The sequence below is a fragment of the Mesorhizobium sp. AR07 genome, from assembly GCF_024746815.1.
In the GTDB taxonomy this organism is placed as follows: domain Bacteria; phylum Pseudomonadota; class Alphaproteobacteria; order Rhizobiales; family Rhizobiaceae; genus Mesorhizobium.
The window spans coordinates 3,058,475-3,079,350 of record NZ_CP080525.1 but is presented as its reverse complement, the minus strand read 5'-3'; the positions used below and the strand labels follow the sequence as shown (position 1 = coordinate 3,079,350).

Below are 20,876 nucleotides of genomic sequence, written 5' to 3'. Positions count from 1 at the left end.
CCTTCGTTGGGTTGGTGCTGGCTAAATTATATACGCTGTACGAAAACGAACAAGGGCATGACAGGTTCCCAAGCGGCACGCATCAGATCGCGCCAACACCGCCGTCGACGGCCAGCGCATGGCCTGTCATGAAGGAATTGGCTGGGTCGGCGGCAAACAGGATCGCGGTGACGATCTCGTCGACTTCGCCAACGCGCTTCATCGGCACGCCACGCGTCAGCTCGGCAAGCGCCTCGGTTTCCGGTGCACCGGACATCCGAACGAACCCATCCACCATCGCCGTTCTCGTGTGGGCCGGGCAGATGGCGTTCACCCGTACGCCCTTGGTGGCGTATTCGGCCGCCGCCGATTTCGTCAGCCCGACGACGCCATGCTTGGCAGCGGCGTAGACCGCGAGTTTCGGCGCACCGACAAGCCCGGCAACCGAGGCGATGTTGACGATGGCGCCGCCCTTGCCAGTCGCCTTGAACTGTTGCTCCATTCGCGGGATCTGATGCTTCATCGCATAGAAGACGCCGAGCAGATCCACCTCCAGGACGCGGCGCGCCTCGCCCGAGGGGACTTGCGGCAAGCGCACGAAGCTCTGGACGATGCCGGCATTGTTGATGGCAATATCCAGCCGGCCGAATCTTTCGACCGCCAGCCCGACCAGATCCTCGGACAGTTTTTCGTCGGCGATATTGCCGGCCAGGATTGCCGTTTCGGCCTGCAGCGTGCCTGCAAGATCCGCCAAGGCCTTTTCGTCGATGTCCGAAAGCACGAGCCGCGCGCCTTCGGCCGTAAAGCCTTTCGCCGCACCACGGCCAAGCCCGCCGGCAGCACCGGTGATCAGCACGGTTGCTCCCTCAAAGCGACCCATCACGCCTCCTTGTCGATCAGTGCGGCGGCGAGATGCGAAAGCAGCTTCACCGCCTCGCCATAGGTTTTCGCCTTTTCGGGATTGGAGGCGTTGCCGTCCAGCGCCCGCTTGAAGACGCCCTGGCAGATCGCAGCCAGCCGGAAGAAGGAGAAGGCCAGGAAGAAGGTCCAGTTGCCGATGCCGGTGAGCCCGCGCCGCTGGCAATAGGCGGCGATATAGTCCGCTTCGGAGGGCAAGCCGAGCGCACGACGATCGATGCCGCCCAGGCCGCGAAAGCCCGAGGCGTGCGGCAGACGCCATTGCATGCACTGATAGGCGATGTCGGCAAAGGGGTGGCCGAGCGTCGACAATTCCCAGTCGAGCACCGCCAGCACCTTTGGCCGGTCGGGAGCAAAGATCAGATTGTCCAGCCGGTAATCGCCATGCACCAGCGAGACGCGGCCGTCATCGGCCGGCCCATGCGTCTCCAGCCAGGCAATCAGCCGGTCCATGTCGGCGACGGTGCCGGTCTCGGAGGCGCGGTACTGGCTGGTCCAGCGCGCCAGCTGGCGCTCGAAGTAATTGCCCGGCCGGCCGAAATCGCCGAGACCCACGGCCTCGACATCGATCTCGTGCAAAGCCGCGAGCGTGCCGTTCATGGCATCGTAGAGGGCGGCGCGTTCTTCGTTGTCGCGCGCCTCCGGCAGCGCCGGATCCCAGAAGATGCGGCCATCGAGGAAATCCATCACGTAGAACATGCGGCCGATCGGCGAGTCTTCCGTCGACAGATGCAGCATTCCCGGTACCGGCACTGCGGTGCCGGCAAGCGCGCTCATCACGGTGAATTCGCGGTCGACCTGATGCGCCGATTTCAGCAATTGACCGGGCGGCTTGGCGCGCAGCACGTAGCGGCCGCTTTGCGCGGTCAACAGGTAAGTCGGGTTCGATTGGCCCGACTTGAATTTCTCGATTGCAGCAAGCCCGGAAAAGCCCAGTATTTCCGCCTCGAGATAAGGCGCAAGGACTGCCTGGTCGAGAATGTTGGGATCGCTCATGCTGTCTCTGGTTGACGCTCGATCAGGGTCAGTGTCAGCCAGCGCGCGGTCAGCGCCGGCTTCTTCGAACCCTCGATCTCGATCGTCACGTCATGCGCCGTCTGTACCCACCCCGACGGCCTGACCTTGACGTCGGCCAGCACGAAACGGGTGCGGATGCGCGCGCCGGTCTTCACCGGCGCCAGAAACCGTAGCGAATCGAAGCCGTGGTTGACGCCCATCTTGCTGTTTTCCAGCGGCGGCATGGTCTCGAAGGTCATCGCCGACAACAGCGATAGCGACAGGAAGCCATGCGCGATGGTGCCGCCGAACGGCGTCTCGCGCATCGCCCGCTCCGGATCGCAATGGATGAACTGGTGGTCGTCGGTGGCGTCGGCGAATTGGTCGATCATGCGCTGCGTGACCACCCGCCACGGCGACACGCCAACTTCCTTGCCGACACTGGCCAGAAGCACATCGAGACTGATCGGTTCCACGCGGATGTCCTCCAGTTCATCTCCGGCTTCTACGGCCGGAAAATGTCATTCCTTGAACAAGGTCAGCCCATGCTGCACCGACTGCCCGCCGTCGATCGGCAGGATGGCGCCGGTGACATAGCTGCCTGCACGGCTGCACAAATAGAGCGTTGCGCCGGCAATGTCATCCGGCGCGCCGATACGGCCGATCGGAACATGATTGCCGACATGCGCGGCCTGTTCCTGCGTGCCGGTGGCAAATGCCGTCATGCGGCTCTGGAAGGGGCCGGGGGCGAAGGCGTTGACGGTGATCCGGCGGGCGGCGAACTCGAGCGCCAGGGTGCGCGTCAGATGATGAACCGCGGCCTTCGACGCCGCGTAGGAATAGGCGTCGTCGGCCAGTGGCTGCGTGCCCATCACCGAACCCAGATTGATCACCCGGGCCGGATCGACGTCACTGGCGGCGGCATCGAGCAGCGGCAGCAATTCGCGCGTCAGATGGAACATCGCGGTGACATTGACGCCAAACACTTTCGCCCAGGCGGAGTAGGGAAAACTTTCCAGCGGCGCGCCCCAGGAAACGCCGGCATTGTTGATCAGTATGTCCAGCCTGTCGGTCCGCGCCTTGACCTCGGTGACGAGGGCGGCAATGCCGGCCTCGCTTGAGACGTCGCCGGCAAAGCCTTCCGCCCGGCCGGAGGCACCCAGCCCGTTCAACTCGCCGGCGAGCTTGATGCAATCCTCGCCCTTGCGCGAGGCGATCATCACGCTGGCGCCGGCCTTCACCAGCGCCGTTGCCGCCATGCGGCCGATGCCGGTTGCCGCTCCCGTCACCAGCGCCGTCTTGCCGGCCACCGAGAACAGCTCGTCCAGATAGCTCATCACAAACCTCCGCGCCTTGCCTCGGCGTGCGGGCAAAACAGTTCGCGTTGACAAGGCTATCCGAAGTACGGTCATCCTTACCACTGACAAAATGCCTGGCGAGGATGAAGGGTTAGCGACCGATGACGGAGATGAATCTCGGCATGACCGAGCGCCTGAAGCCGATCCACGCGCGCGTCGCGGCCATGGCGCGCGACGAGATCATGCCCCTCGACAAGGAATTCCTTGGCGAAGTGGGCAAGGAAGGCGACCGCTGGGTCTATACCGCGCGGCAAAGCGAGATCCTCGAAGGACTGAAGAAGACCGCACGGGAGCGCGGCCTGTGGAACTTCTGGCTGACCGGCTCGGAACGCGGCTGCGGCCTTTCCACGGTCGAATACGCCTATCTGGCCGAGGAAATGGGCAAGGCGCATCTGGGCGCGGAAACCTTCAACTGCTCGGCGCCCGACACCGGCAACATGGAGGTGCTGGAGCGTTACGGCTCGGCCGACCACAAGAAGGCGTGGCTCGAGCCGCTGCTCGACGGCAAGATCCGCTCGGCCTATCTGATGACCGAGCCGGACGTCGCCTCGTCCGACGCCACCAACATTGCGATGCGCTGCGAACGGCAGGGCGACGACTATGTGCTCAACGGCGAGAAATGGTGGGCCTCCGGTGCCGGCGATCCGCGCTGCGCCATCTACATCGTCATGGTCCGGACCGGCGGCGCGGAAGAGCCCACCCATCGCCGCCATTCGATGATCCTGGTGCCTGCCGACACCAAAGGCGTGACCAAGGTTCGGGCCATGAAGGTCTATGGCGACGACGACGCGCCGCACGGCCACATGCACCTCCGCTTCGACAATGTGCGGATACCGGCGTCGAACCTGATCCTTGGCGAGGGCAGGGGGTTCGAAATCGCGCAAGGACGGCTTGGCCCCGGCCGCATCCACCACTGCATGCGCGCCATCGGCCAGGCCGAGATGGCTTTGGAGATGCTGTGCCAGCGTTCCGTGCGCCGCGAGGCCTTCGGCCAGCCCTTGGCAAAACTCGGCGCCAATTTCGACATCATCGCCGAATGCCGCATGGAGATCGAGATGGCCCGGCTGCTCTGCCTCAAGGCGGCGTGGATGATCGATCAGGGCGATGCGCGCGCCGCGGCCCCCTGGATCAGCCAGATCAAGGTGATCGCACCGCGCGTCGCGCTCAAGGTCACCGACGAGGCGGTGCAGATGTTCGGCGCGCAGGGCATCAGCCAGGACACGCCGCTGGCGCGTTCATGGACGCATCTGAGGACATTGCGCCTTGCCGACGGACCGGACGCGGTGCATCGCCGTCAGGTGGCGCGCACTGAGCTGAAGAAATACACGCAGGAAAAGGTCTGAGCGCCGGTATCCGTCATCCATCGGACCCGGCAGGTTCAAAGCAAGGAGTTTCCCCGATGACCGTCCCCTCCGAAATGAAGGCGCTGCTGCTTGTTGGCGACGGCTACACCAGAACGCCGAGCGGCAGCGTGCTGGAAGCGATGGAGCCCTATCTCGAGCCGGGCAGCATCGCAGTGCCCACACCCGGGCCGACGCAGGTGCTGATCAAGGTCAGCCTGGCCTCGATCAACCCATCCGATGTCGCCTTCATCAAGGGCCAATACGGCCAGCCGCGCGCCAAGGGCCAGCCGGCCGGCTTCGAGGGTGTCGGCACCGTCGTCGCCAGCGGTGAGGAGCCTTATCCCAAGAGCCTTGTCGGCAAGCGCGTCGCCTTCGCCACCGGCGTCAGCAACTGGGGCTCATGGGCCGACTATGCCGTGGCGGAGGCGGTGGCCTGTATCCCGCTGCTCGACACCGTCCGCGACGAGGATGGTGCTGCGATGATCGTCAATCCGCTCACCGCGCTCGCGATGTTCGATATCGTCAAACAGGAAGGCGAGAAGGCATTCGTCATGACCGCCGGCGCCAGCCAGCTCTGCAAGCTGATCATCGGCCTGGCCAAGGAAGCGGGTTTCCGGCCGATCGTCACCGTGCGGCGCGACGATCAGATCGCGCCTCTGAAAGAGCTTGGCGCCATACACGCCCTCAACGAGAAAGCCCCGGCCTTCAAGACGGCGCTGCGCGAGGTGATGAAGGCCGAGCAGCCGCGCATCTTCCTCGACGCGGTCACCGGGCCGCTGGCGTCGGCCATCTTCGACGCCATGCCGAAGCGCACGCGCTGGATCATCTACGGGCGGCTCGATCCCGAAGCCACGATCATCCGCGAACCCGGTCAACTGATCTTCCAGCACAAACACATCGAAGGGTTTTGGCTGAGCGAGTGGATGCGCCAGTTTCGCGACCGCCGCGGCCCGGCGATCCTGGAAGCGCAGAAGCGTTTTTCCGACGGGCGCTGGTCGACCGATGTGACGGCGGTGGTGCCGCTCACTGACGCAATGGCGCGGGTGCCGGCGGAACTCGCCAAACCCAACGGCAAGGTGTTCATTCGGCCTTAGCATAAAGGCACCAATACGAAACATTCCCGGGTTCTCGATGCCGGGAAAGGCTGGTGTCCAGCCGCCGCCGGCCCGTCGGGCTGATATCCCGCGTCTTTCAGTCCCTCTATGCCACGCCGCTTTGTCCGTGATATGCCGCCGCCATCGAATGCCGGACGGCCCAGGCCAGGGCCTGTTCAGGGATGGGTGTAGGGTGACTTGATGACGATTTCCAAGCCGGTTTTCGACCGTTTGGGTTTTAGCCTGTGGATCGGAGCGTTCCTGGTCGTTCTTGCCATGGTCCTGTGGTCGCCCGACACGCGTACGGTGTTGCTGGCCTACAGAGACGGCAGCGAGAGACTTCTGGCTGGACGGCCGCTCTACGATCTTCAGTCCGAGATGGGCTATCTCTACGCGCCCGCCTTTGCCGCACTCTATGTCCCGTTTCTGAAGCTGGGCCCGCATCTGGGCGGCCTGGTGTGGCATGTCCTCGGTTTCACGGTGCTCACCCTGGCCGCGATGCGGCAGGTGCGCAAACTCGGCGGTCAGGACCTGACATGGCTGCTTTCGTTCGGCCTTTTCCTGGCTCTGCCGATAGCGCTGGCGGCGATCCGCAACGGCCAATCGACAATTCTGCTGACCGGCGCCTGCTGGCTTCTTACCTTGTCGGCGCTTGAAGGGCGGCGCGCCGAGACCTTTTTCTGGGCTTCGCTTGCCATCATCGCCAAGCCGACGGCGATCATCATGCTGCTCTTGACGGGAGCGCTGCGACCCCGGCTGATCCCTGTCCTTGTGCTGGCCGCACTGTTCGTGCTCGCTTTACCCTACATCTTCGCTCCCGCTGCCTATCTGAACGACCAGTATCGTGATTTTGCCCATATGCTGACCTCGATGTCCGTCGACAACGTCAACCATTTTGTTCCCAGCGATTTCACGGCGCCCTTTACCAGTATGGGGCTGACCATTCCGGAATTCGGCGCCACGGTCATACGCGTGGTCATCGCCCTGTTTACGCTTTCGGCGGTCATCTGGTTCGACCGCAGGCTTGAACAGGGAACGGGGGGGCTGGCGATCTTCCTGACCGCCGCCTTCTACATGTGCGTCTTCAATCCGCGCGTCGAGCCCAACACCTATGCCATGGTCGCCGTGCCCGCCGGTGTCGCCATCGCCCTGTTGTGGCGCGAAAAACGAGGCGGGGCGCTGGCTTGGGTGCTGTCGACGCTGCTGTTTCTTAGCGGATTTACCGCGGTCGAACCTCACTTGCAGAATTTCTTCTATCCCTGGTCCCGGCCGGTAGCCGTCACCTTCATTACGTGTTCGCTGCTGTTGTGGTTCTGGGCCAGGCCGAGTGAAAAGGTGGCGAATGCGAGGTCTGTCGCACATGGCTGAGCTGAAGCCGACCCTCGATATCGTCGCGCCGTTCTTCAACGAGGCGCAATCGGCCGTGGCGTTCGCCGGGCTGCTCGACAAGCTCGAAGCGGCGGTTTCGCAACGCTTCGGCATGGCCGTTCACAAGATCCTGGTCGATGACGGCAGCCGCGACGACGGCGCCGAACGGTTCTCAAAGGTGCTGACGGGGTCGTGGGAAATCGTCCGCCTCAGCCGTAATTTCGGCAAGGAGGTCGCCGTGCTCGCCGGTCTCGACCAATCGCGCGGCGACATGGTGCTGATCATGGACGCCGACCTCCAGCATTCGATGGACATCAGCCTGAAGCTGATCGCCGAACTGGTGGAGCATCGCGACATCGACGTCGTCTATGCCCAGAACGACCGGCGCGAGGCCAGCTGGCGGCGCAGCCAGCTGGCGCGGCTTTTCTACAGCCTGATCAACAGCAGCCAGCGTTTCGACATTCCCGAAAATGCCGGCGACTTTCGCGTCATGCGCGCTGCCGTGGCGCGCGCGCTGACCAGCCTGCGCGACAAACGACGCTTCAACAAGGGCCTGTTTGCCTGGGCCGGCTTCCGCCAGAAGGCGTTGCCCTATTCGCCCGAGGGCCGCGCCAGCGGCACATCGAAATGGAGCCGACTCAACCTGATCGCCTTCTCGCTGGAAGGCTTCACCTCGTTTTCCGTCATTCCGCTGCGTATGATCAGCCTCAGCGGGATGCTGGCGGCGCTCGCGGGCGCGGTCTACGGCGCCAAGGTGTTCTTCGAGGTGATCTTCTACGGCATCGCCGTTCCCGGCTATCCCAGCCTTCTCGTCGCCGTCGTGCTGCTCGGCGGCCTCAACCTGACCCTGCTCGGCCTGATCGGTGAATATGTCTGGGTCACGCTCAGCGAAAGCAAGGATCGGCCGGTCTATATCGTGCGCGATGTCGTGCGCAGCGACGTCGTCCCTGGAAGGCCGGTGCCCGGCGCTCGCGAGACATGACGCGGCGCATCCGCCTGATCGCCGACGATTACGGCCTGGCGCCAGGCGTCTCCGCCGCCATCCTCGACCTGCTCGATCGCCGGCGCCTGACGGGAACCAGTTGCATGACTGGTTTTCCGGAATGGGCACAGGCGGCGGCGCGGATAAAACCTCTGTGCGGCCGCGTCGCAATCGGGCTGCATCTAACCCTGACCGACCAGCCGGCCGTCACTGGCAAGTCGAGCCTGGCGCCGCAAGGCCGATTGCCGCCGCTCCGCTCGCTGGCGCTGCCGGTCCTGCGCGGCCGCATCGACGCCCGCGACGTCCATGCCGAACTCGACGCCCAGTATAGCCGCTTCGTCGAGGCGTTGGGCCGCCGGCCCGATTTCGTCGACGGGCACCAGCATGTGCATTTCCTTCCCGTCGTGCGCAAATGGCTGCGCGCGCGTTTTCTCGACGGCGCGGATCGGCCGGCGCTGCGTGGCGCTCCGGCGCTGGGCAATGCCGCCTCGGCGCCGAAAGTCGCCGCGATCGCCGCACTCGCTGCCGGCTTCAACCGGTCGATGCAGCGCGCCGGCTTCACCGTTTTCGAGCCGCTCACCGGCATCTATGACTGGCGGCAGCCTGAAAAATTCTCACCGCTGCTGCAGATAGCTGTCGAGGCGTTGCCCGAACGAGGGCTGTTCATGTGTCACCCCGGCCATGTCGACGAGACGCTGCGCGCACGCGACCCGATGCAGAGCGTGCGCGAGGTCGAATTCGCGGTCCTCGCATCGGACGACTTCGGCGCCAGCGTGGCCCGTGCCGGTGTCGAGATCATGGATGGCACGGGATGAGCGACGCCGAGCGGCCCCAGCGTTCGACCGGCAGCAAGATCGTCCGCTTTGCCATTGTCGGGCTTGCCAACACCGCCATCGACCTCGCCAGCTTCTTCCTGCTGCTGAAGCTGCAGATGCCGCCGCTGCCCGCCAATATCGTTGCCTGGTTCGTTGCCGTCACCTTTTCGTTCGCGGCGAACGGCTTCTGGTCGTTCGAGCGCAATCGAGCCATCCGGCTGCGTGACGCCTTCCTTCGTTTCGCTTCGCTCGGGGGCCTGATTTCGCTCGGCGTCTCCAGCCTTTCGATCGCGCTGTTTGCCGGTATCGTTGGAGTGTGGCCGGCAAAGATCGGCGGTGTCGTGGTGGCGGCTGTGCTGAATTTTTTGGCCGCGCGCTGGTCGATCGAGGGCCGATTCTTGAGATAGGCCGGAATTTACTCCGCCGGCTCGACATCAGGACCTGATCCAACCATGATCTTTCCGAAAACCGGTTCCCACTTTTCGGGATCATGGTCTGATGTAGGCGGCTTCCTCGAGTTCGCGCTTCAGCCGCGCTTCCTCATGGGTCTTCGGCGTGACGAAGCGGCCAAGCAGGAGATAGGCGACCGGCGTCAGGAACAGCGTCGAGACGGTGGCAAGGCCCAGTCCGCCGACGATGACCCAGCCGAGCGCCACGCGCGCCTCGGCGCCGGCGCCGCTCGCCAGCACCAGCGGCAAGCCACCGAGCACGGTGCAGATCATCGTCATCATCACCGGCCGCACGCGGATGATCGAGGCCTGCTCGATCGCCTCGCGCACGCCAAGCCCGCGATCGCGCAGTTGGTTCGCGAATTCGACGATCAGGATGCCATTCTTGGCCATCACGCCGACCAGCAGCACCAGGCCGATCTGGCTGTAGGCGTTGAGGCTGGTGCCGCTGAGCAGCAGCGCGAAGATGGCGCAGGCAAGGCCAAGCGGCACCGTGGCCATGATGATGACGGCGCTGACGAAACTCTCGAACTGGGCCGCCAGCACCAGGAGGATGATGACCAGGGCGAAACCGAAGATGGTCACCATGGCGCTGTTGGTCTCGCCCAATGTCGCCGCCTCGGCCAGCGGCAGGATGCGGCTGCCCGCGGGCAACAGCGGTGTGGCGATTTCCTCGGCACGGGTGAGCGCATCGCCGAGCGCGAAGCCGCCGTTGAGGTTGGAGGTGATGGCCACCGACGGCTGCTGCTGCTCGCGCGACAGCGACGGCGGCACGGCGCGCTCGGTCAGCGTGGCGATGGTCGACATCGGCACGAAGCGGCCGTCCGATGTCTTCAGGAAGATGTTTTCCAGGTCGGTCGGATCGTTGACAGGGTTGGTGGTCGAGACCAGCTTCACGCCGTAGCTGCGGTCGGCGATGTACACGTCGACGACGTCGTTGCCGTCGAGCATGGCCTGCAAGGTGTTGGCCAGCCCGGTGATGTCGATACCGAGGTCGGAGGCGCGTTCGCGATCGATCGCCACGGCCAGCTGCGGCTGCGTCGGGTCGATCGACAGGCGCGGTGTCTGGAAGCGCGGGTCCTTCCGCATCTCGGCGATGATCTTCACGGCCGCGTCGCCGAGCGCCTTGCGGTTATTGCCGACCAGCGCGAACTGCAGGCCGTTGCCGGCGCCGCGAATGCCGAGGCTGTTGGGCTGCACCGGGAAGATGCGCACGCTCGGCACCTGCCTGGTCAGTTGGCTGATCTCGGCCATGATCTCTTGCTGGCTGCGGCTGCGCTCGTTCCACGGCGCCAGCGTCATCACCATGAAGCCCGAATTGTAGGAGCCGTTCTGGCCGGCATTCTCGAACGTGCTGCGGATCTCGCCGGAATCGCGCATCGGCTGGATCAGTTTCTCGATCTTCTGCATCTGCTGGGTCGTGTAGTCGAGGCTGACGCCTTGCGGGGCGCTGATGCGCAACAGCACGGCGGCGCGGTCCTCGGTCGGCGTCAGTTCCTGGCGGATGGCGCCGAACAGCGTGAAGGCGGTGCCGGCAAACAGCACCGCGACCAGAAGCACGATCCACGGCGCGTCGAGGCAGGCGCGCTGCGCGCGCTTGTAGGCTGTGTTCAGCGCGCCGCCGATGCGGGCGCCGATGCCGTGGCCGCCTTCGTGGTGGAGCGATGCGCTCGTCAACATGCGCGAGGCAAGCATCGGGCACAGCGTCAGCGCCACCACGCAGGACAAAAGCACCGACATGGCGAGCACGAAGCCGAATTCGCGGAATAGGCCGCCGGTCTGGCCGGGCAGGAACGAGATCGGCACGAAGACGGCGACTAGCGTCAGCGTCGTGGCAATGACGGCGAAGAACACTTCCTGGGCGCCGAGCACGGCGGCGGCGCGCGGCCCCATGCCTTCGTTGCGTCGTCGCACGATGCTTTCGAGCACGACGATCGCGTCGTCGACGACCAGTCCCGTCGCCAGCACCAAAGCGAGCAGGGTCAGGATGTTGACCGAGAAGCCGGCCAGATAGATGGCGGCGATGGTGCCGATCATGGCAACCGGCATCGACAGTCCAGGGATCAGCGTTGCGCGCCAGTCGAGCAGAAAGACATAGATGACGATCAGCACCATGGTCACGGACAGGCCGAGCGCGATCTCGACCTCGTGCACCGCACCCTTGACGAAGACGGCGTCGTCGCTGGTGATCTTGATCGACATGCCTTTGGGCAGGTTCTCCTGCAGCTTGACGACGGCGGCCTGAACACCGGTCGAGATGTCCAGCGTGTTCGATTCCGCCTGGCGGATGATGCCGATGCCGATGCCGGTCTTGCCGTCCGATCGCAGCGCGCTCTGGCCGACATCGGGGCCGAGCGTGACGGTGGCGACGTCGCGGATGCGCGTCGTGCCGCCGACGATGATGTTTTCGAACTGCTCGGGCGTGGTCACGTCCGCCGTCGTGCGGACGATCAGATCCTGATTGGTCGTGGTGATCGAACCGGCCGGTGAATCGAAGGCGACGGAGGCTAGGGCCGTCCTGAGGTCGGCAACCGTGAAACCGAGGCTGGCGAGCTTGTTTTGATCGACATCGATGCGAAAGATCTTGGCGCGGTCGCCATAGACCTGGACGTCGGCAACGCCGGGCACGGCGGCCAACTCGTCCTCGATCTGGTCCTGGACCACCACGGTCATGTCCTGGATCGACATGTCGTCCGAGGTCACGGCCAGCCGCATCACCGCTTCGGAATTGGCGTCGGCCTTTACGATGCGCGGCGGATCGGCGGTGTCCGGCATCTGGTTGGCGATACGGCCGACGGCATCGCGCACGTCCGAGGCGGCGACATTGAGATCGACGCCGTCGTTGAACTCGATGGTGACGCGGCTCGAGCCGAAGGAGGAGGACGACGAGATCGACTTGACGCCGGAGACACGCGCGACGGCGCCCTCGATGGTGTCGGTCAGTTCGCGGTCAACGGTTTCGGCAGCCGCCCCGGCGAAGGTGGTGGAAACGGTGACGACGGCACGATCGACGTCAGGCAGTTCGCGGATCTCGACGCCGTAGAAGGCGGCGAGGCCGGCGACGGCGATCAGCGTGTTCAGCACGAAGGCCATCACCGGCCGGCGGATGAACAGGGCGATAAAGCCGGTGTCGCTGGCGGCGTTGACGGGGCTGGTCATGAGCCTTCGGCGGCGTCCGTGGCGCGCTGCTCTTCGCCGGCGATGCGCACCGCACCGCCCTCGCTGACGCTCTGAGTGCCTTCGGTCACCACCATGTCGCCGCTGTCGATCTTCGCGTCGATCAGCACGGTCTCGGTGTTGCGCTGGATGATGCGCACCGGGATCCGCCTGGCCTTGCCGTCCTCGATCTGCCAGACATAGGCGCCGTCCGAGCCCCAGAGGATCGCCAGCGGGCTGACGGCGGGATAGGTTTGCCCCGGAAATTTCATGGTGATGCCGAACGACATGCCGGCACGCAGCGAATCGGCCGGGTTGGCGATCTTGGCCTTGACCAGCAGGGTGCGGCTCTTCTCATCGATGTGATTGTCGATGGCCGAGACCGTGCCGGTATAGGCATTGCTGGGATTGGCGATCGGGGTCGCCGTCAATTGCGCGCCGACCTTGACGGCGGCGGCGAAGCGCTCGGGCACCAGGAAATCGACCAGGATGCTGGAACGGTCGTCGAGCGTGGCAATCGCCGACTGGTTGGTGACATAGTTGCCGGCTGAGATCGGCAGGATGCCGACGGTGCCGGCGATCGGCGCCAGGATCGACCGGCGCTGCAACGCAAGTTCCGCATCCTGAAGCGCCAACTTGGCGTTCGACAAATTCACCTCGGCGTCGGCCACGGCAACCTGTGTCGCGGCGTTGGAGGCACGCAGCGACTTGACGCGGTCGAGCTTGGATTGCGCATCCTGCAAGGCGAGCTTGGCCCGGTCCTGGGCGATCACTTCGGTCTCGGAATCGAGGGTCGCGAGGATCTGTCCCTTGTCGACATGGCTGCCGGATTCGACCAGCAGTTCGGCAAGACGACCGGAACTGTAGGGGTTGACGGTCACCGAAGCGTTGGCACGGCCGGTGCCGATCGCCTGGAGACGATCGTTGATAACAGCCGAAGTGGCCGCCAGGGTGACCACGTTCACCTGCTGGTTGCGGCCGTTTGCCTGCTTGGTGGCACCGGTTTCAGCCGGAGGCGTCGAAGCCTGAGCCCAGTCTATCCCCCAGCGTGCCAGCACATCCGGCGCGCCAGGAAAAAAGCCCAGCCAGGCGGCCGCCGCCGCCACCAGCACCACAAGTGCAAAAAGTATCTGTTTCCAGGCAGCCATCAGCACTCCGGTTGGCAAAACAATCCTTCCGTCCACCGGTCTCCCGAAATGAAGCAGACGCAGCGAGGCTATTCTAAGACAACAAGACACCCCGGTATCGCGTCCTTATGACAACTCTCCGGTGCCCGCGCACATTAAATATGCGTAACGTTGATAGCCTCGTGCATGTCGTAGCCCCAAAACCGGAACCACTTTTGGGCGACATGCATCAACGCAGGCTTTCCATCTCGCGGATACGCTTGGCGCCTTCTGCTTCCAGTTGGCGGGTCACGGCGCCGATCAGCGTTTCGGCGACGACGAAAAGGGCAGCCGAAGAGTCCCATGCCGACGGCACCGCGGTTCGTCCGGCGATGACATGGCGGGCAAAGCGGGCGATCGGCGACAGCCACTGGTCGGTGAACAGCACGATCTGCACGCCGCGCTGATGTGCCTTCTCGGCGAAGCGGACGAGGCTGTCCTGGTAGCGCCTGATGTCGAAGATCACCAGCACGTCGCGCTTGCCCATGTCGATCAGCCGGTCGCGCCACATGCTTTCCTGGCCGGCGAGGTGAAAGACATTGGGCTGGATGACGGCGAGGTGGGCGGCCATGTAACGCGCCAGCGGGTCGGTGAAGCGGCCGCCGATCAGGAAGGTCTTGCCACGCCGGTCGGCGAGGCGGGCGGCGATGTCGGCAAGCTGCTTGTCGGACAGGTGCCTGAACGTCTCGCGCATGTTGTCGAGTGTTGCTTCCAGCATCGGCGACACCGTGCCGCCGCCGGGCGAGGGCGGGTTGAGCGTCCTTGTTGCCGGAGATTGCAGCTGCGCTGCCAGTTCGTCCTGCAGACTCGACTGGAATTCGGGATAGTTCTGGAAGCCGAGCCGGGCAACGAAACGCAGGATCGTCGGCGAGGAGACGCCGGCCGTGGCCGAGAATTCGGCAACCGTCTTCAGGCCGATCATCGGATAGCTGGCGATCAGCGTCTGGGCCGCGCGCCTTTCACTGGCCGGCATCGTGCCGATGCGGTCGGCAATCAGTTCGGCAATGCTGGAAATCATCTTTTCCCCACCCTAGAGCGGGATGGCAAACCCATCCCGCTCCCGTCTGTTTGTCTTGGCCGCATTTCTGCGACACCAAGTGATTCCACTTGGCTGCAAAATGCTTCGGCCTGGTCCACGGTCTTTTCCGAAATCGCATTTGACAAAGCCGGGCAAACTGTATGAAATCATCCATAGGGACGCAATGAGGCAAAATACGTAACATACGATACAGCGCTCCCCGGGGACGGCAGACTATGGAGAAAGCACGGCCCGCCAGCCTTGCATCGTCCGATACCGTGAGGGTGACGAACCCCGGCGGATCGAGCCCCTTCGTGCTGACCTGCGATCACGCCTCGAACTTCCTGCCGGCCGAATTCGGCACGCTCGGCCTTGCCGCCGAGGACCTGTCCCGCCACATCGCCTGGGATCCAGGCGCGCTGCCGGTCGCCCGCCGCATGGCCGAGGCGCTCGACGCGACGCTGGTCGAAACCCGCATTTCGCGTCTCGTCATCGACTGCAACCGCCCGCTCGATGCGCCAGATCTGGTGCCGCCAGTCAGCGAGACCACGGCCATACCGGGCAATACCGGCCTTTCGGACAAGCAGCGCGCGGCGCGCGTCGCGATGTCGTGGCAGCCGTTTCATGCCTCCATCGAGCATATTGTCGACGACAGACTGGCACGCGGGCAGGAGACCCGCCTGGTTTCCGTGCATTCCTTCACGCCGGTCTACAAGGGCCGCAACCGGCCCTGGCATATCGGCATCATCCACGACGAAGACCGCCGGCTGGCGTCACCTCTGATTGGCGCGCTGAAAAGGCTCGCCGGCGTTACAGTCGGCGTCAACGAGCCCTATTCGCCGGCCGACCGCGTCTATTTCACGCTGGAACGCCATGCGCGCTCGCGCGGGCTTCCCTGCGCGATGATCGAGATCCGCAATGACGAAATCGCCGGCGAGACCGGGCAGCGGAAATGGGCGGATCTGCTCACGGGCATTTTTTCGAATCTGGAGCCAGAGGAGGCCAAGGGCTCCCGATCAAGCGCAGTCGGAAAGTCAGCTCAATCGGCCAGTTAGAACAATAGGGGAATTACAATGGCAGGACCGACCTATACAGACGTTGACAAGGCGGAGGACGTAAAGGCCCTCCATAGTATGGGCTATGCCCAGGAACTGGAGCGGCGGCTCAGCCGCTTTTCAAACTTCGCGGTTTCGTTCTCAATCATCTGCATCCTGTCGGGCGGCATCAATTCGCTGGCGCAAGGCACGTCCGGCGCCGGTGGCATCGGCATCGGCATCGGCTGGCTGGTCGGCTGCTTCGTGTCGCTGACCTTCGCGGTCGCCATGTCGCAGATCAGCTCGGCCTACCCGACGGCTGGCGGCCTCTATCACTGGGGTTCGATCCTCGGCAATCGCGGCACCGGCTGGGTCACGGCCTGGCTCAATCTGCTCGGCCTGATCACCGTGCTCGGCGCCATCAATGTCGGCACATGGACGTTCTTCGTCGGCGCATTCGGACCGAAGCTCGGGATCGAAGGGACGCTGACAAATCAGATGATCTTCCTGGTCGTGGTGACCGGCGCCCAGGCCTTGATCAACCATCTCGGCATCAAGCTGACGGCGAAGCTGACCGACTTCTCCGGCTATCTGATCTTCTTTGGCGCCATCCTGATCGCTGTGGTCTGCCTGATCTCGGCCGAGCACTGGGACTTCAGCCGGCTGTTCACGTTCCACAACTATTCCGGGCAGCCCACGGTGGCCGGAGATGGCACGCTGACGGGCGATCCGGTGTGGCCGGCAGTTTCCAACTGGTGGGTTTTCGCGCTCGGCCTGTTGCTGCCGATCTATACGATCACCGGCTACGACGCGTCCGCGCACACTTCCGAGGAAACCATCAAGGCGGCATCGTCGGTGCCGAGGGCGATGGTGATGTCGGTCGTCTGGTCTGCACTGTTCGGTTATCTGTTCCTGGCCGCTTTCGTGCTGATGATCCCCAACATGGATGACGCGGCCAAGCAGGGCTGGAACGTGTTCTTCTGGGCCTTCGACCAGCGCGTCAGCCCCGGCATCAAGGAGTTCGTCTATCTCGTCGTGTTCGTGTCGCAGCTGCTTTGCGGTCTTGCCACGGTCACGTCGGCTTCGCGCATGATCTTCGCCTTCTCGCGTGACGGCGGACTGCCTGGTTCGGCGGCACTCGCCAAGGTCAGCCCGACCTACCGCACGCCGGTGGCGGCGATCTGGACGGCATCGATCCTGTCGGTGCTGTTCGTCTGGGGGTCGACGCTGGTTTCGGTCGCCGGTACCTCGGCCTACACCATCGTCGTGTCCTGCACCGTCATCTTCCTGTTCCTCTCCTTCACCGTGCCGATCGTTCTCGGCATGCTGGCCTGGGGAACACCGAAGTGGGACAAGATGGGCCCGTGGAATATGGGGCGCGGCGTGTTCATGCTGTTTGCCTTCCTGTCGATCGTGTCGATGATCCTGATCTTCGTCATCGGTGTTCAGCCGCCGAACGATTGGGCGCTCTACATCACCGTCGGCTTCTTCATCCTGACGGCGATCGTCTGGTTCGGCTTCGAAAAGCGCCGCTTCCAGGGGCCGCCGCTGGGCGACATCATCGCGGCGCGCCAGGCAGCCATCAAGGCGGCGGAACTGGCCGTCGGCGAAAGCGGCCACTGAGCCGTCATCCACGAGCCATGGCCGGCGACGTGCCGGCCATGGCTTTCATCCTTTCAAATTGACAAGCCCGAAACGCCAAGCGCTGGAGTGCCAAAGGAATGGCCGGAAATTTCTCGTTCGATCAGTTGAAGAAAGCGGTTTCCAACGGTGAGATCGACACCGTTCTGGCCTGCATCGTCGACATGCAGGGCCGGCTGGCGGGAAAGCGTTTCCTGGCCCAGTATTTCGTCGATTCCGCGCATGACGAGACACATGGCTGCAACTACCTGCTGGCCGCCGACATCGATATGGAACCGGTGCCCGGCTACAAGGCGGCGAGCTGGTCGAAGGGCTATGGCGACTTCGTCATGAAGCCGGATCTGGCGACGCTGCGGCGCATTCCGTGGCTGGAGAAGACGGCGCTGGTGGTCTGTGACGTGCTCGACCACCACACACATGGCGACCTGCCGCATTCGCCGCGCGCCATCCTGAAGAAGCAGGTCAAGCGGCTGACGGAGCGCGGCTATGTCGGCTATTTCGCTTCCGAGCTCGAATTCTATCTGTTCAACGAGACCTACGATTCCGCCCGCAAGAAGCACTGGCAGGGCCTCGACACCGCCTCACCCTATATTGGCGACTACCAGATCGGCATCACCACCAAGGAAGAAGGCGTCATGCGCCGGCTTCGCAACGAGATGGAAGCGGCCGGCATTCCGATCGAGAACTCCAAGGGCGAGTGGGGTCCCGGCCAGGAAGAGATCAATGTACGCTATGCCGAGGCGCTCGACATGGCCGATCGCCACGTCATCCTGAAGAACGGCGCCAAGGAGGTTGCCGAGTCCGAAGGCAAGGCGATCTCCTTCATGTCCAAGTACAATTACGGGCTCGCCGGCAATTCCAGCCACATCCACAATTCGCTGTGGAGCGCCGACGGCAAGACGCCGCTGTTCTTCGACAAAAAGGCCGACTGGACGTTGTCGACGCTTGGCCAGCAATGGGCGGCGGGACAGCTGAAGTACGCCAAGGAATTCACCTGGTTTCTGGCGCCCTACATCAATTCCTACAAGCGCTTCCAGGCCGGCACCTTCGCGCCGACCAAGATCATGTGGAGCGAGGACAACCGCACCGCCGGCTTCCGCCTGTGCGGCGAGGGCACCAAGGGCATCCGCATGGAATGCCGCATCGGTGGCGCCGACCTCAACCCCTATCTCGCCTTTGCCGCGCTGATCGCCGCCGGCCTTGCCGGCATCGATGAGAAGCTCGAACTGCAGAAGCCGTTCGTCGGCGATGCCTACCAGGCATCTCGTTTGCCGGAGATTCCGAAGACGCTGCGCGATGCCACCGAGACGCTGGCCAAGTCGAAGATGCTGAAGCAGGCGCTCGGCGAGGATGTGCTCGAACATTATGTCCACACCGCAAAGTGGGAGCAGTTCGAATACGACCGCCGCATTACGGATTGGGAACTGCACAGGGGGTTCGAGCGGTACTAAACTAGCCTGCGAACGTTGGCGCCGCCCCTCACCCTTACCCTCTCCCCGTGAAAAACGGGGAGAGGGGGATGCCAGCGCCGGAGTGCTTCCCTTCTCCCCGTCACTAAACGGGGAGAAGGTGCCGGCAGGCGGATGAGGGGCAGCGCCAAGCCAAAATTTTTTGTAGAATGCGAGGACTTACAAAATGACCGAAACGGTCAAACTCAAATCCCCTATCGATGGCTCGATCTATGCCGAGCGGCCCGTGGCAACGGACCAGGCAATCAATGCCGCGGTCGAACGCGCCAAGGCGGCGCAAGAGAAATGGGCTGAGACGCCAATCGTCGAGCGCGGCAAGTATATGCTTGCCATGCTGGAAGCACTGGTCGCGATGACCGACGAGATCGTGCCGGAGATCGCCTGGCAGATGGGACGGCCGGTTCGCTATGGCGGCGAGTTCGGCGGCGTCAAGGAACGCACCAATTACATGGTCGAGATCGCCGAGGCGGCGCTCAAGTCCGTGCCGGCTTCCAATCCGAAGGACGGGTTCAGGCGCTATGTGAAGAAGGATCCGCTCGGCGTGGTCATGGTGATCGCTCCGTGGAACTATCCCTACCTCACGGCGGTCAACACCATCGTGCCGGCGCTGATGGCCGGCAACGCCGTCATCCTCAAGCATGCGGCGCAGACGCTGCTGGTCGGCGAGCGTTTTCAACAGGCCTTCGACAGAGCGGGCCTGCCCAAGGGCGTGTTCCAGAACGTCGTGCTCAATCACGCCCAGACCGAGAAGCTGCTCGGCTCCGGCAAGATCGATCACGTCAATTTCACCGGTTCGGTCGGCGGCGGCCGCGCCATCGAAAAGGCGGCGGCGGGTACCTTCATGACGCTCGGCCTCGAGCTTGGCGGCAAGGATCCGGCCTATGTGCTGCCCGACGCCAAGATGGATCATGCCGTCGCCAATCTGGTCGATGGCGCCTTCTACAATTCCGGCCAGTGCTGCTGCGGCATCGAACGCGTCTATGTGCACGAGAAGGTCTATGACGAATTCGTCGAGGGCTTCATCGCCGAGACCAGGAATTATGTCGTCGGCAACCCGCTCGACCAGGCGACGACGATGGGGCCGATGGCGCAGGCGCGTTTCGCCGACCTCATCCGCGAGCAGAAGGCCGAGGCGCTGCGCAAGGGCGCGGTGGCGCACATCAACATGAAGGTGGCCAACGACAAGGCGGGCTCGCCCTATCTGGCGCCGGAAGTGCTGACCAACGTCGATCATCAGATGAGCGTCATGCGCGAGGAGAGCTTTGGTCCGATCGTCGGCATCATGAAGGTGCGCAACGACGAGGAGGCGATCGCGCTGATGAACGACAGTGCCTATGGGCTGACGGCCTCGATCTGGACGCGTGATACCGAACATGCCGTGGCGATCGGCAACCGCGTCGAGACCGGTACGGTGTTCATGAACCGCTGCGATTACCTCGATCCGGCCCTGGTCTGGACGGGCGTCAAGGACACCGGCAAGGGTGCCGGCCTGTCGGCGATCGGCTATGACAACCTGACCAGGCCGAAGTCGTTCCATCTGCGTGAAGTCATCTGAGCATCGAAGGCCAGGCCGCTCAAGGGAGGAGAGATGTCTGAGATACAGCCGTCCGCACCATCGTCCCGTCAAGGGCCAGAGGGTATTGGCGGCTACCTCATCGTGCCGATGCTTGGCCTTATTTTCATGCCTCTGGCAGGTCTGATTGTGTTCAATCACCATATCGGCCTATCCGAGTATTTTAACCTACTAACTTGTGCTCAGAAGGTCTTCGTCGTGGCGGAGATTTTCGGATATCTGGCGATAGCGGTCGCTTGCCCGATTGGTCTGCTTTTCTTGCTGTTTGGCAAGAAGCGGGCCTTTCCGCGGCTTTACCTCGTCTGGGCTGCGGTCAATCCCGTGTCTGTCCTGGTCGATCTTGCCGCCGCAAAAATCCTGCTCGGCGATATCCTTGAGGCTCAAGGCGTGGCCTTGTTCGATGGAGAGACGGCAAAGAGTATTCAATGGTCCATCGAGTATTTCGTGATCTGGATTCTATACATGCATAAATCCCAGCGCGTTCAAAATACCTTCACCCAATAGCCGGAACCCCCAA

General features: G+C 63.6%; 18 protein-coding genes. 11 read left to right on the top strand and 7 right to left on the bottom strand.

From position 1 onward, the window contains the following. Nucleotides 1–82: 82 nt before the first annotated feature. The 4 genes from BPNPMPFG_RS15620 to BPNPMPFG_RS15605 are packed head-to-tail and all read right to left on the bottom strand — an operon-like array spanning nt 83 to nt 3,230. A complete protein-coding gene (locus BPNPMPFG_RS15620; protein ID WP_258596357.1) occupies nt 83–859 on the bottom strand; it encodes an SDR family NAD(P)-dependent oxidoreductase in 777 nt (258 codons plus the stop codon). Then, nucleotides 859–1,893, bottom strand: a complete 1,035-nt coding sequence (locus tag BPNPMPFG_RS15615) for a phosphotransferase family protein (protein ID WP_258596356.1) — start codon at nt 1,891–1,893, stop codon at nt 859–861. The genes BPNPMPFG_RS15620 and BPNPMPFG_RS15615 overlap by 1 nt, the downstream gene beginning before the upstream one ends. Then, complete coding sequence (locus BPNPMPFG_RS15610) at nt 1,890–2,375, bottom strand: MaoC family dehydratase (RefSeq protein ID WP_319945999.1); 486 nt, start codon at nt 2,373–2,375, stop codon at nt 1,890–1,892. Before BPNPMPFG_RS15610 ends, BPNPMPFG_RS15615 begins: the two co-directional genes overlap by 4 nt. A gap of 39 nt (nt 2,376–2,414) precedes the next feature. Beyond that, on the bottom strand, nt 2,415–3,230 hold the full coding sequence (locus BPNPMPFG_RS15605; RefSeq protein WP_258596354.1) for an SDR family oxidoreductase: 816 nt from the start codon (nt 3,228–3,230) through the stop codon (nt 2,415–2,417). Between the two features lie 122 nt (nt 3,231–3,352). On the opposite strand from BPNPMPFG_RS15605, the gene BPNPMPFG_RS15600 reads away from it, so the two are divergent. The 6 genes from BPNPMPFG_RS15600 to BPNPMPFG_RS15575 all read left to right on the top strand — a co-directional run bounded on the left by BPNPMPFG_RS15600 (nt 3,353) and on the right by BPNPMPFG_RS15575 (nt 9,260). Further along, entirely contained in the window at nt 3,353–4,594 is a 1,242-nt protein-coding gene (locus BPNPMPFG_RS15600; protein ID WP_258596353.1) for an acyl-CoA dehydrogenase family protein, read from the top strand. Between the two features lie 56 nt (nt 4,595–4,650). Further along, a complete protein-coding gene (locus BPNPMPFG_RS15595) occupies nt 4,651–5,688 on the top strand; it encodes a zinc-binding dehydrogenase (RefSeq protein ID WP_258596352.1) in 1,038 nt (345 codons plus the stop codon). A 201-nt stretch (nt 5,689–5,889) separates the two neighbouring features. After that, on the top strand, nt 5,890–7,056 hold the full coding sequence (locus BPNPMPFG_RS15590; RefSeq protein WP_258596350.1) for a glycosyltransferase family 87 protein: 1,167 nt from the start codon (nt 5,890–5,892) through the stop codon (nt 7,054–7,056). After that, a complete protein-coding gene (locus BPNPMPFG_RS15585) occupies nt 7,049–8,038 on the top strand; it encodes a glycosyltransferase family 2 protein (protein WP_258596349.1) in 990 nt (329 codons plus the stop codon). The genes BPNPMPFG_RS15590 and BPNPMPFG_RS15585 overlap by 8 nt, the downstream gene beginning before the upstream one ends. Beyond that, nucleotides 8,035–8,853, top strand: a complete 819-nt coding sequence (locus tag BPNPMPFG_RS15580; protein WP_258596347.1) for a ChbG/HpnK family deacetylase — start codon at nt 8,035–8,037, stop codon at nt 8,851–8,853. Before BPNPMPFG_RS15585 ends, BPNPMPFG_RS15580 begins: the two co-directional genes overlap by 4 nt. Then, the gene (locus BPNPMPFG_RS15575) at nt 8,850–9,260 is read left to right on the top strand and encodes a GtrA family protein (RefSeq protein ID WP_258596346.1); all 411 of its coding nucleotides are present in this window, start codon (nt 8,850–8,852) and stop codon (nt 9,258–9,260) included. Before BPNPMPFG_RS15580 ends, BPNPMPFG_RS15575 begins: the two co-directional genes overlap by 4 nt. Before the next feature lie 81 nt (nt 9,261–9,341). On the opposite strand, the gene BPNPMPFG_RS15570 is transcribed toward BPNPMPFG_RS15575, so the two are convergent. From BPNPMPFG_RS15570 to BPNPMPFG_RS15560, 3 genes are all read right to left on the bottom strand, one after another. Next, nucleotides 9,342–12,461: an efflux RND transporter permease subunit gene (locus BPNPMPFG_RS15570; RefSeq protein ID WP_258596345.1), complete on the bottom strand. Its 3,120-nt coding sequence runs from the start codon at nt 12,459–12,461 to the stop codon at nt 9,342–9,344. Next, nucleotides 12,458–13,606, bottom strand: coding sequence for an efflux RND transporter periplasmic adaptor subunit (locus tag BPNPMPFG_RS15565; protein WP_258596344.1), 1,149 nt, complete (start codon nt 13,604–13,606; stop codon nt 12,458–12,460). The genes BPNPMPFG_RS15570 and BPNPMPFG_RS15565 overlap by 4 nt, the downstream gene beginning before the upstream one ends. A 208-nt stretch (nt 13,607–13,814) precedes the next feature. Next, nucleotides 13,815–14,642: a MurR/RpiR family transcriptional regulator gene (locus tag BPNPMPFG_RS15560; RefSeq protein WP_258596343.1), complete on the bottom strand. Its 828-nt coding sequence runs from the start codon at nt 14,640–14,642 to the stop codon at nt 13,815–13,817. Between the two features lie 236 nt (nt 14,643–14,878). Here BPNPMPFG_RS15560 and BPNPMPFG_RS15555 point away from each other — a divergent pair, with 236 nt between their 5' ends. The 5 genes from BPNPMPFG_RS15555 (at nt 14,879) to BPNPMPFG_RS15535 (ending at nt 20,863) form a co-directional block, all read left to right on the top strand. Further along, a complete protein-coding gene (locus BPNPMPFG_RS15555) occupies nt 14,879–15,697 on the top strand; it encodes an N-formylglutamate amidohydrolase (protein WP_258596341.1) in 819 nt (272 codons plus the stop codon). Between the two features lie 18 nt (nt 15,698–15,715). After that, nucleotides 15,716–17,299 carry an amino acid permease gene (locus BPNPMPFG_RS15550; protein WP_258596340.1) on the top strand — a complete coding sequence of 528 codons (1,584 nt, stop codon included), beginning with the start codon at nt 15,716–15,718 and terminating at the stop codon, nt 17,297–17,299. Between the two features lie 98 nt (nt 17,300–17,397). After that, nucleotides 17,398–18,768 carry a glutamine synthetase family protein gene (locus BPNPMPFG_RS15545; RefSeq protein ID WP_258596338.1) on the top strand — a complete coding sequence of 457 codons (1,371 nt, stop codon included), beginning with the start codon at nt 17,398–17,400 and terminating at the stop codon, nt 18,766–18,768. Between the two features lie 184 nt (nt 18,769–18,952). Further along, a complete protein-coding gene (locus BPNPMPFG_RS15540) occupies nt 18,953–20,341 on the top strand; it encodes an aldehyde dehydrogenase family protein (RefSeq protein ID WP_258596337.1) in 1,389 nt (462 codons plus the stop codon). Between the two features lie 33 nt (nt 20,342–20,374). Then, the gene (locus tag BPNPMPFG_RS15535) at nt 20,375–20,863 is read left to right on the top strand and encodes a DUF2569 domain-containing protein (protein WP_258596335.1); all 489 of its coding nucleotides are present in this window, start codon (nt 20,375–20,377) and stop codon (nt 20,861–20,863) included. Nucleotides 20,864–20,876 lie beyond the last annotated feature (13 nt).

Bases quoted from the DNA above. Each gene is read 5' to 3' on its own strand.
- BPNPMPFG_RS15605 (WP_258596354.1), bottom strand. From the start codon at position 3,230: ATGAGCTATCTGGACGAGCTGTTCTCGGTGGCCGGCAAGACGGCGCTG.
- BPNPMPFG_RS15550 (WP_258596340.1), top strand. From the start codon at position 15,716: ATGGCAGGACCGACCTATACAGACGTTGACAAGGCGGAGGACGTAAAG.
- BPNPMPFG_RS15585 (WP_258596349.1), top strand. From the start codon at position 7,049: ATGGCTGAGCTGAAGCCGACCCTCGATATCGTCGCGCCGTTCTTCAAC.
- BPNPMPFG_RS15565 (WP_258596344.1), bottom strand. From the start codon at position 13,606: ATGGCTGCCTGGAAACAGATACTTTTTGCACTTGTGGTGCTGGTGGCG.
- BPNPMPFG_RS15600 (WP_258596353.1), top strand. From the start codon at position 3,353: ATGACGGAGATGAATCTCGGCATGACCGAGCGCCTGAAGCCGATCCAC.
- BPNPMPFG_RS15580 (WP_258596347.1), top strand. From the start codon at position 8,035: ATGACGCGGCGCATCCGCCTGATCGCCGACGATTACGGCCTGGCGCCA.
- BPNPMPFG_RS15615 (WP_258596356.1), bottom strand. From the start codon at position 1,893: ATGAGCGATCCCAACATTCTCGACCAGGCAGTCCTTGCGCCTTATCTC.
- BPNPMPFG_RS15590 (WP_258596350.1), top strand. From the start codon at position 5,890: ATGACGATTTCCAAGCCGGTTTTCGACCGTTTGGGTTTTAGCCTGTGG.
- BPNPMPFG_RS15570 (WP_258596345.1), bottom strand. From the start codon at position 12,461: ATGACCAGCCCCGTCAACGCCGCCAGCGACACCGGCTTTATCGCCCTG.
- BPNPMPFG_RS15535 (WP_258596335.1), top strand. From the start codon at position 20,375: ATGTCTGAGATACAGCCGTCCGCACCATCGTCCCGTCAAGGGCCAGAG.
- BPNPMPFG_RS15540 (WP_258596337.1), top strand. From the start codon at position 18,953: ATGACCGAAACGGTCAAACTCAAATCCCCTATCGATGGCTCGATCTAT.
- BPNPMPFG_RS15555 (WP_258596341.1), top strand. From the start codon at position 14,879: ATGGAGAAAGCACGGCCCGCCAGCCTTGCATCGTCCGATACCGTGAGG.
- BPNPMPFG_RS15560 (WP_258596343.1), bottom strand. From the start codon at position 14,642: ATGATTTCCAGCATTGCCGAACTGATTGCCGACCGCATCGGCACGATG.
- BPNPMPFG_RS15545 (WP_258596338.1), top strand. From the start codon at position 17,398: ATGGCCGGAAATTTCTCGTTCGATCAGTTGAAGAAAGCGGTTTCCAAC.
- BPNPMPFG_RS15575 (WP_258596346.1), top strand. From the start codon at position 8,850: ATGAGCGACGCCGAGCGGCCCCAGCGTTCGACCGGCAGCAAGATCGTC.
- BPNPMPFG_RS15620 (WP_258596357.1), bottom strand. From the start codon at position 859: ATGGGTCGCTTTGAGGGAGCAACCGTGCTGATCACCGGTGCTGCCGGC.
- BPNPMPFG_RS15595 (WP_258596352.1), top strand. From the start codon at position 4,651: ATGACCGTCCCCTCCGAAATGAAGGCGCTGCTGCTTGTTGGCGACGGC.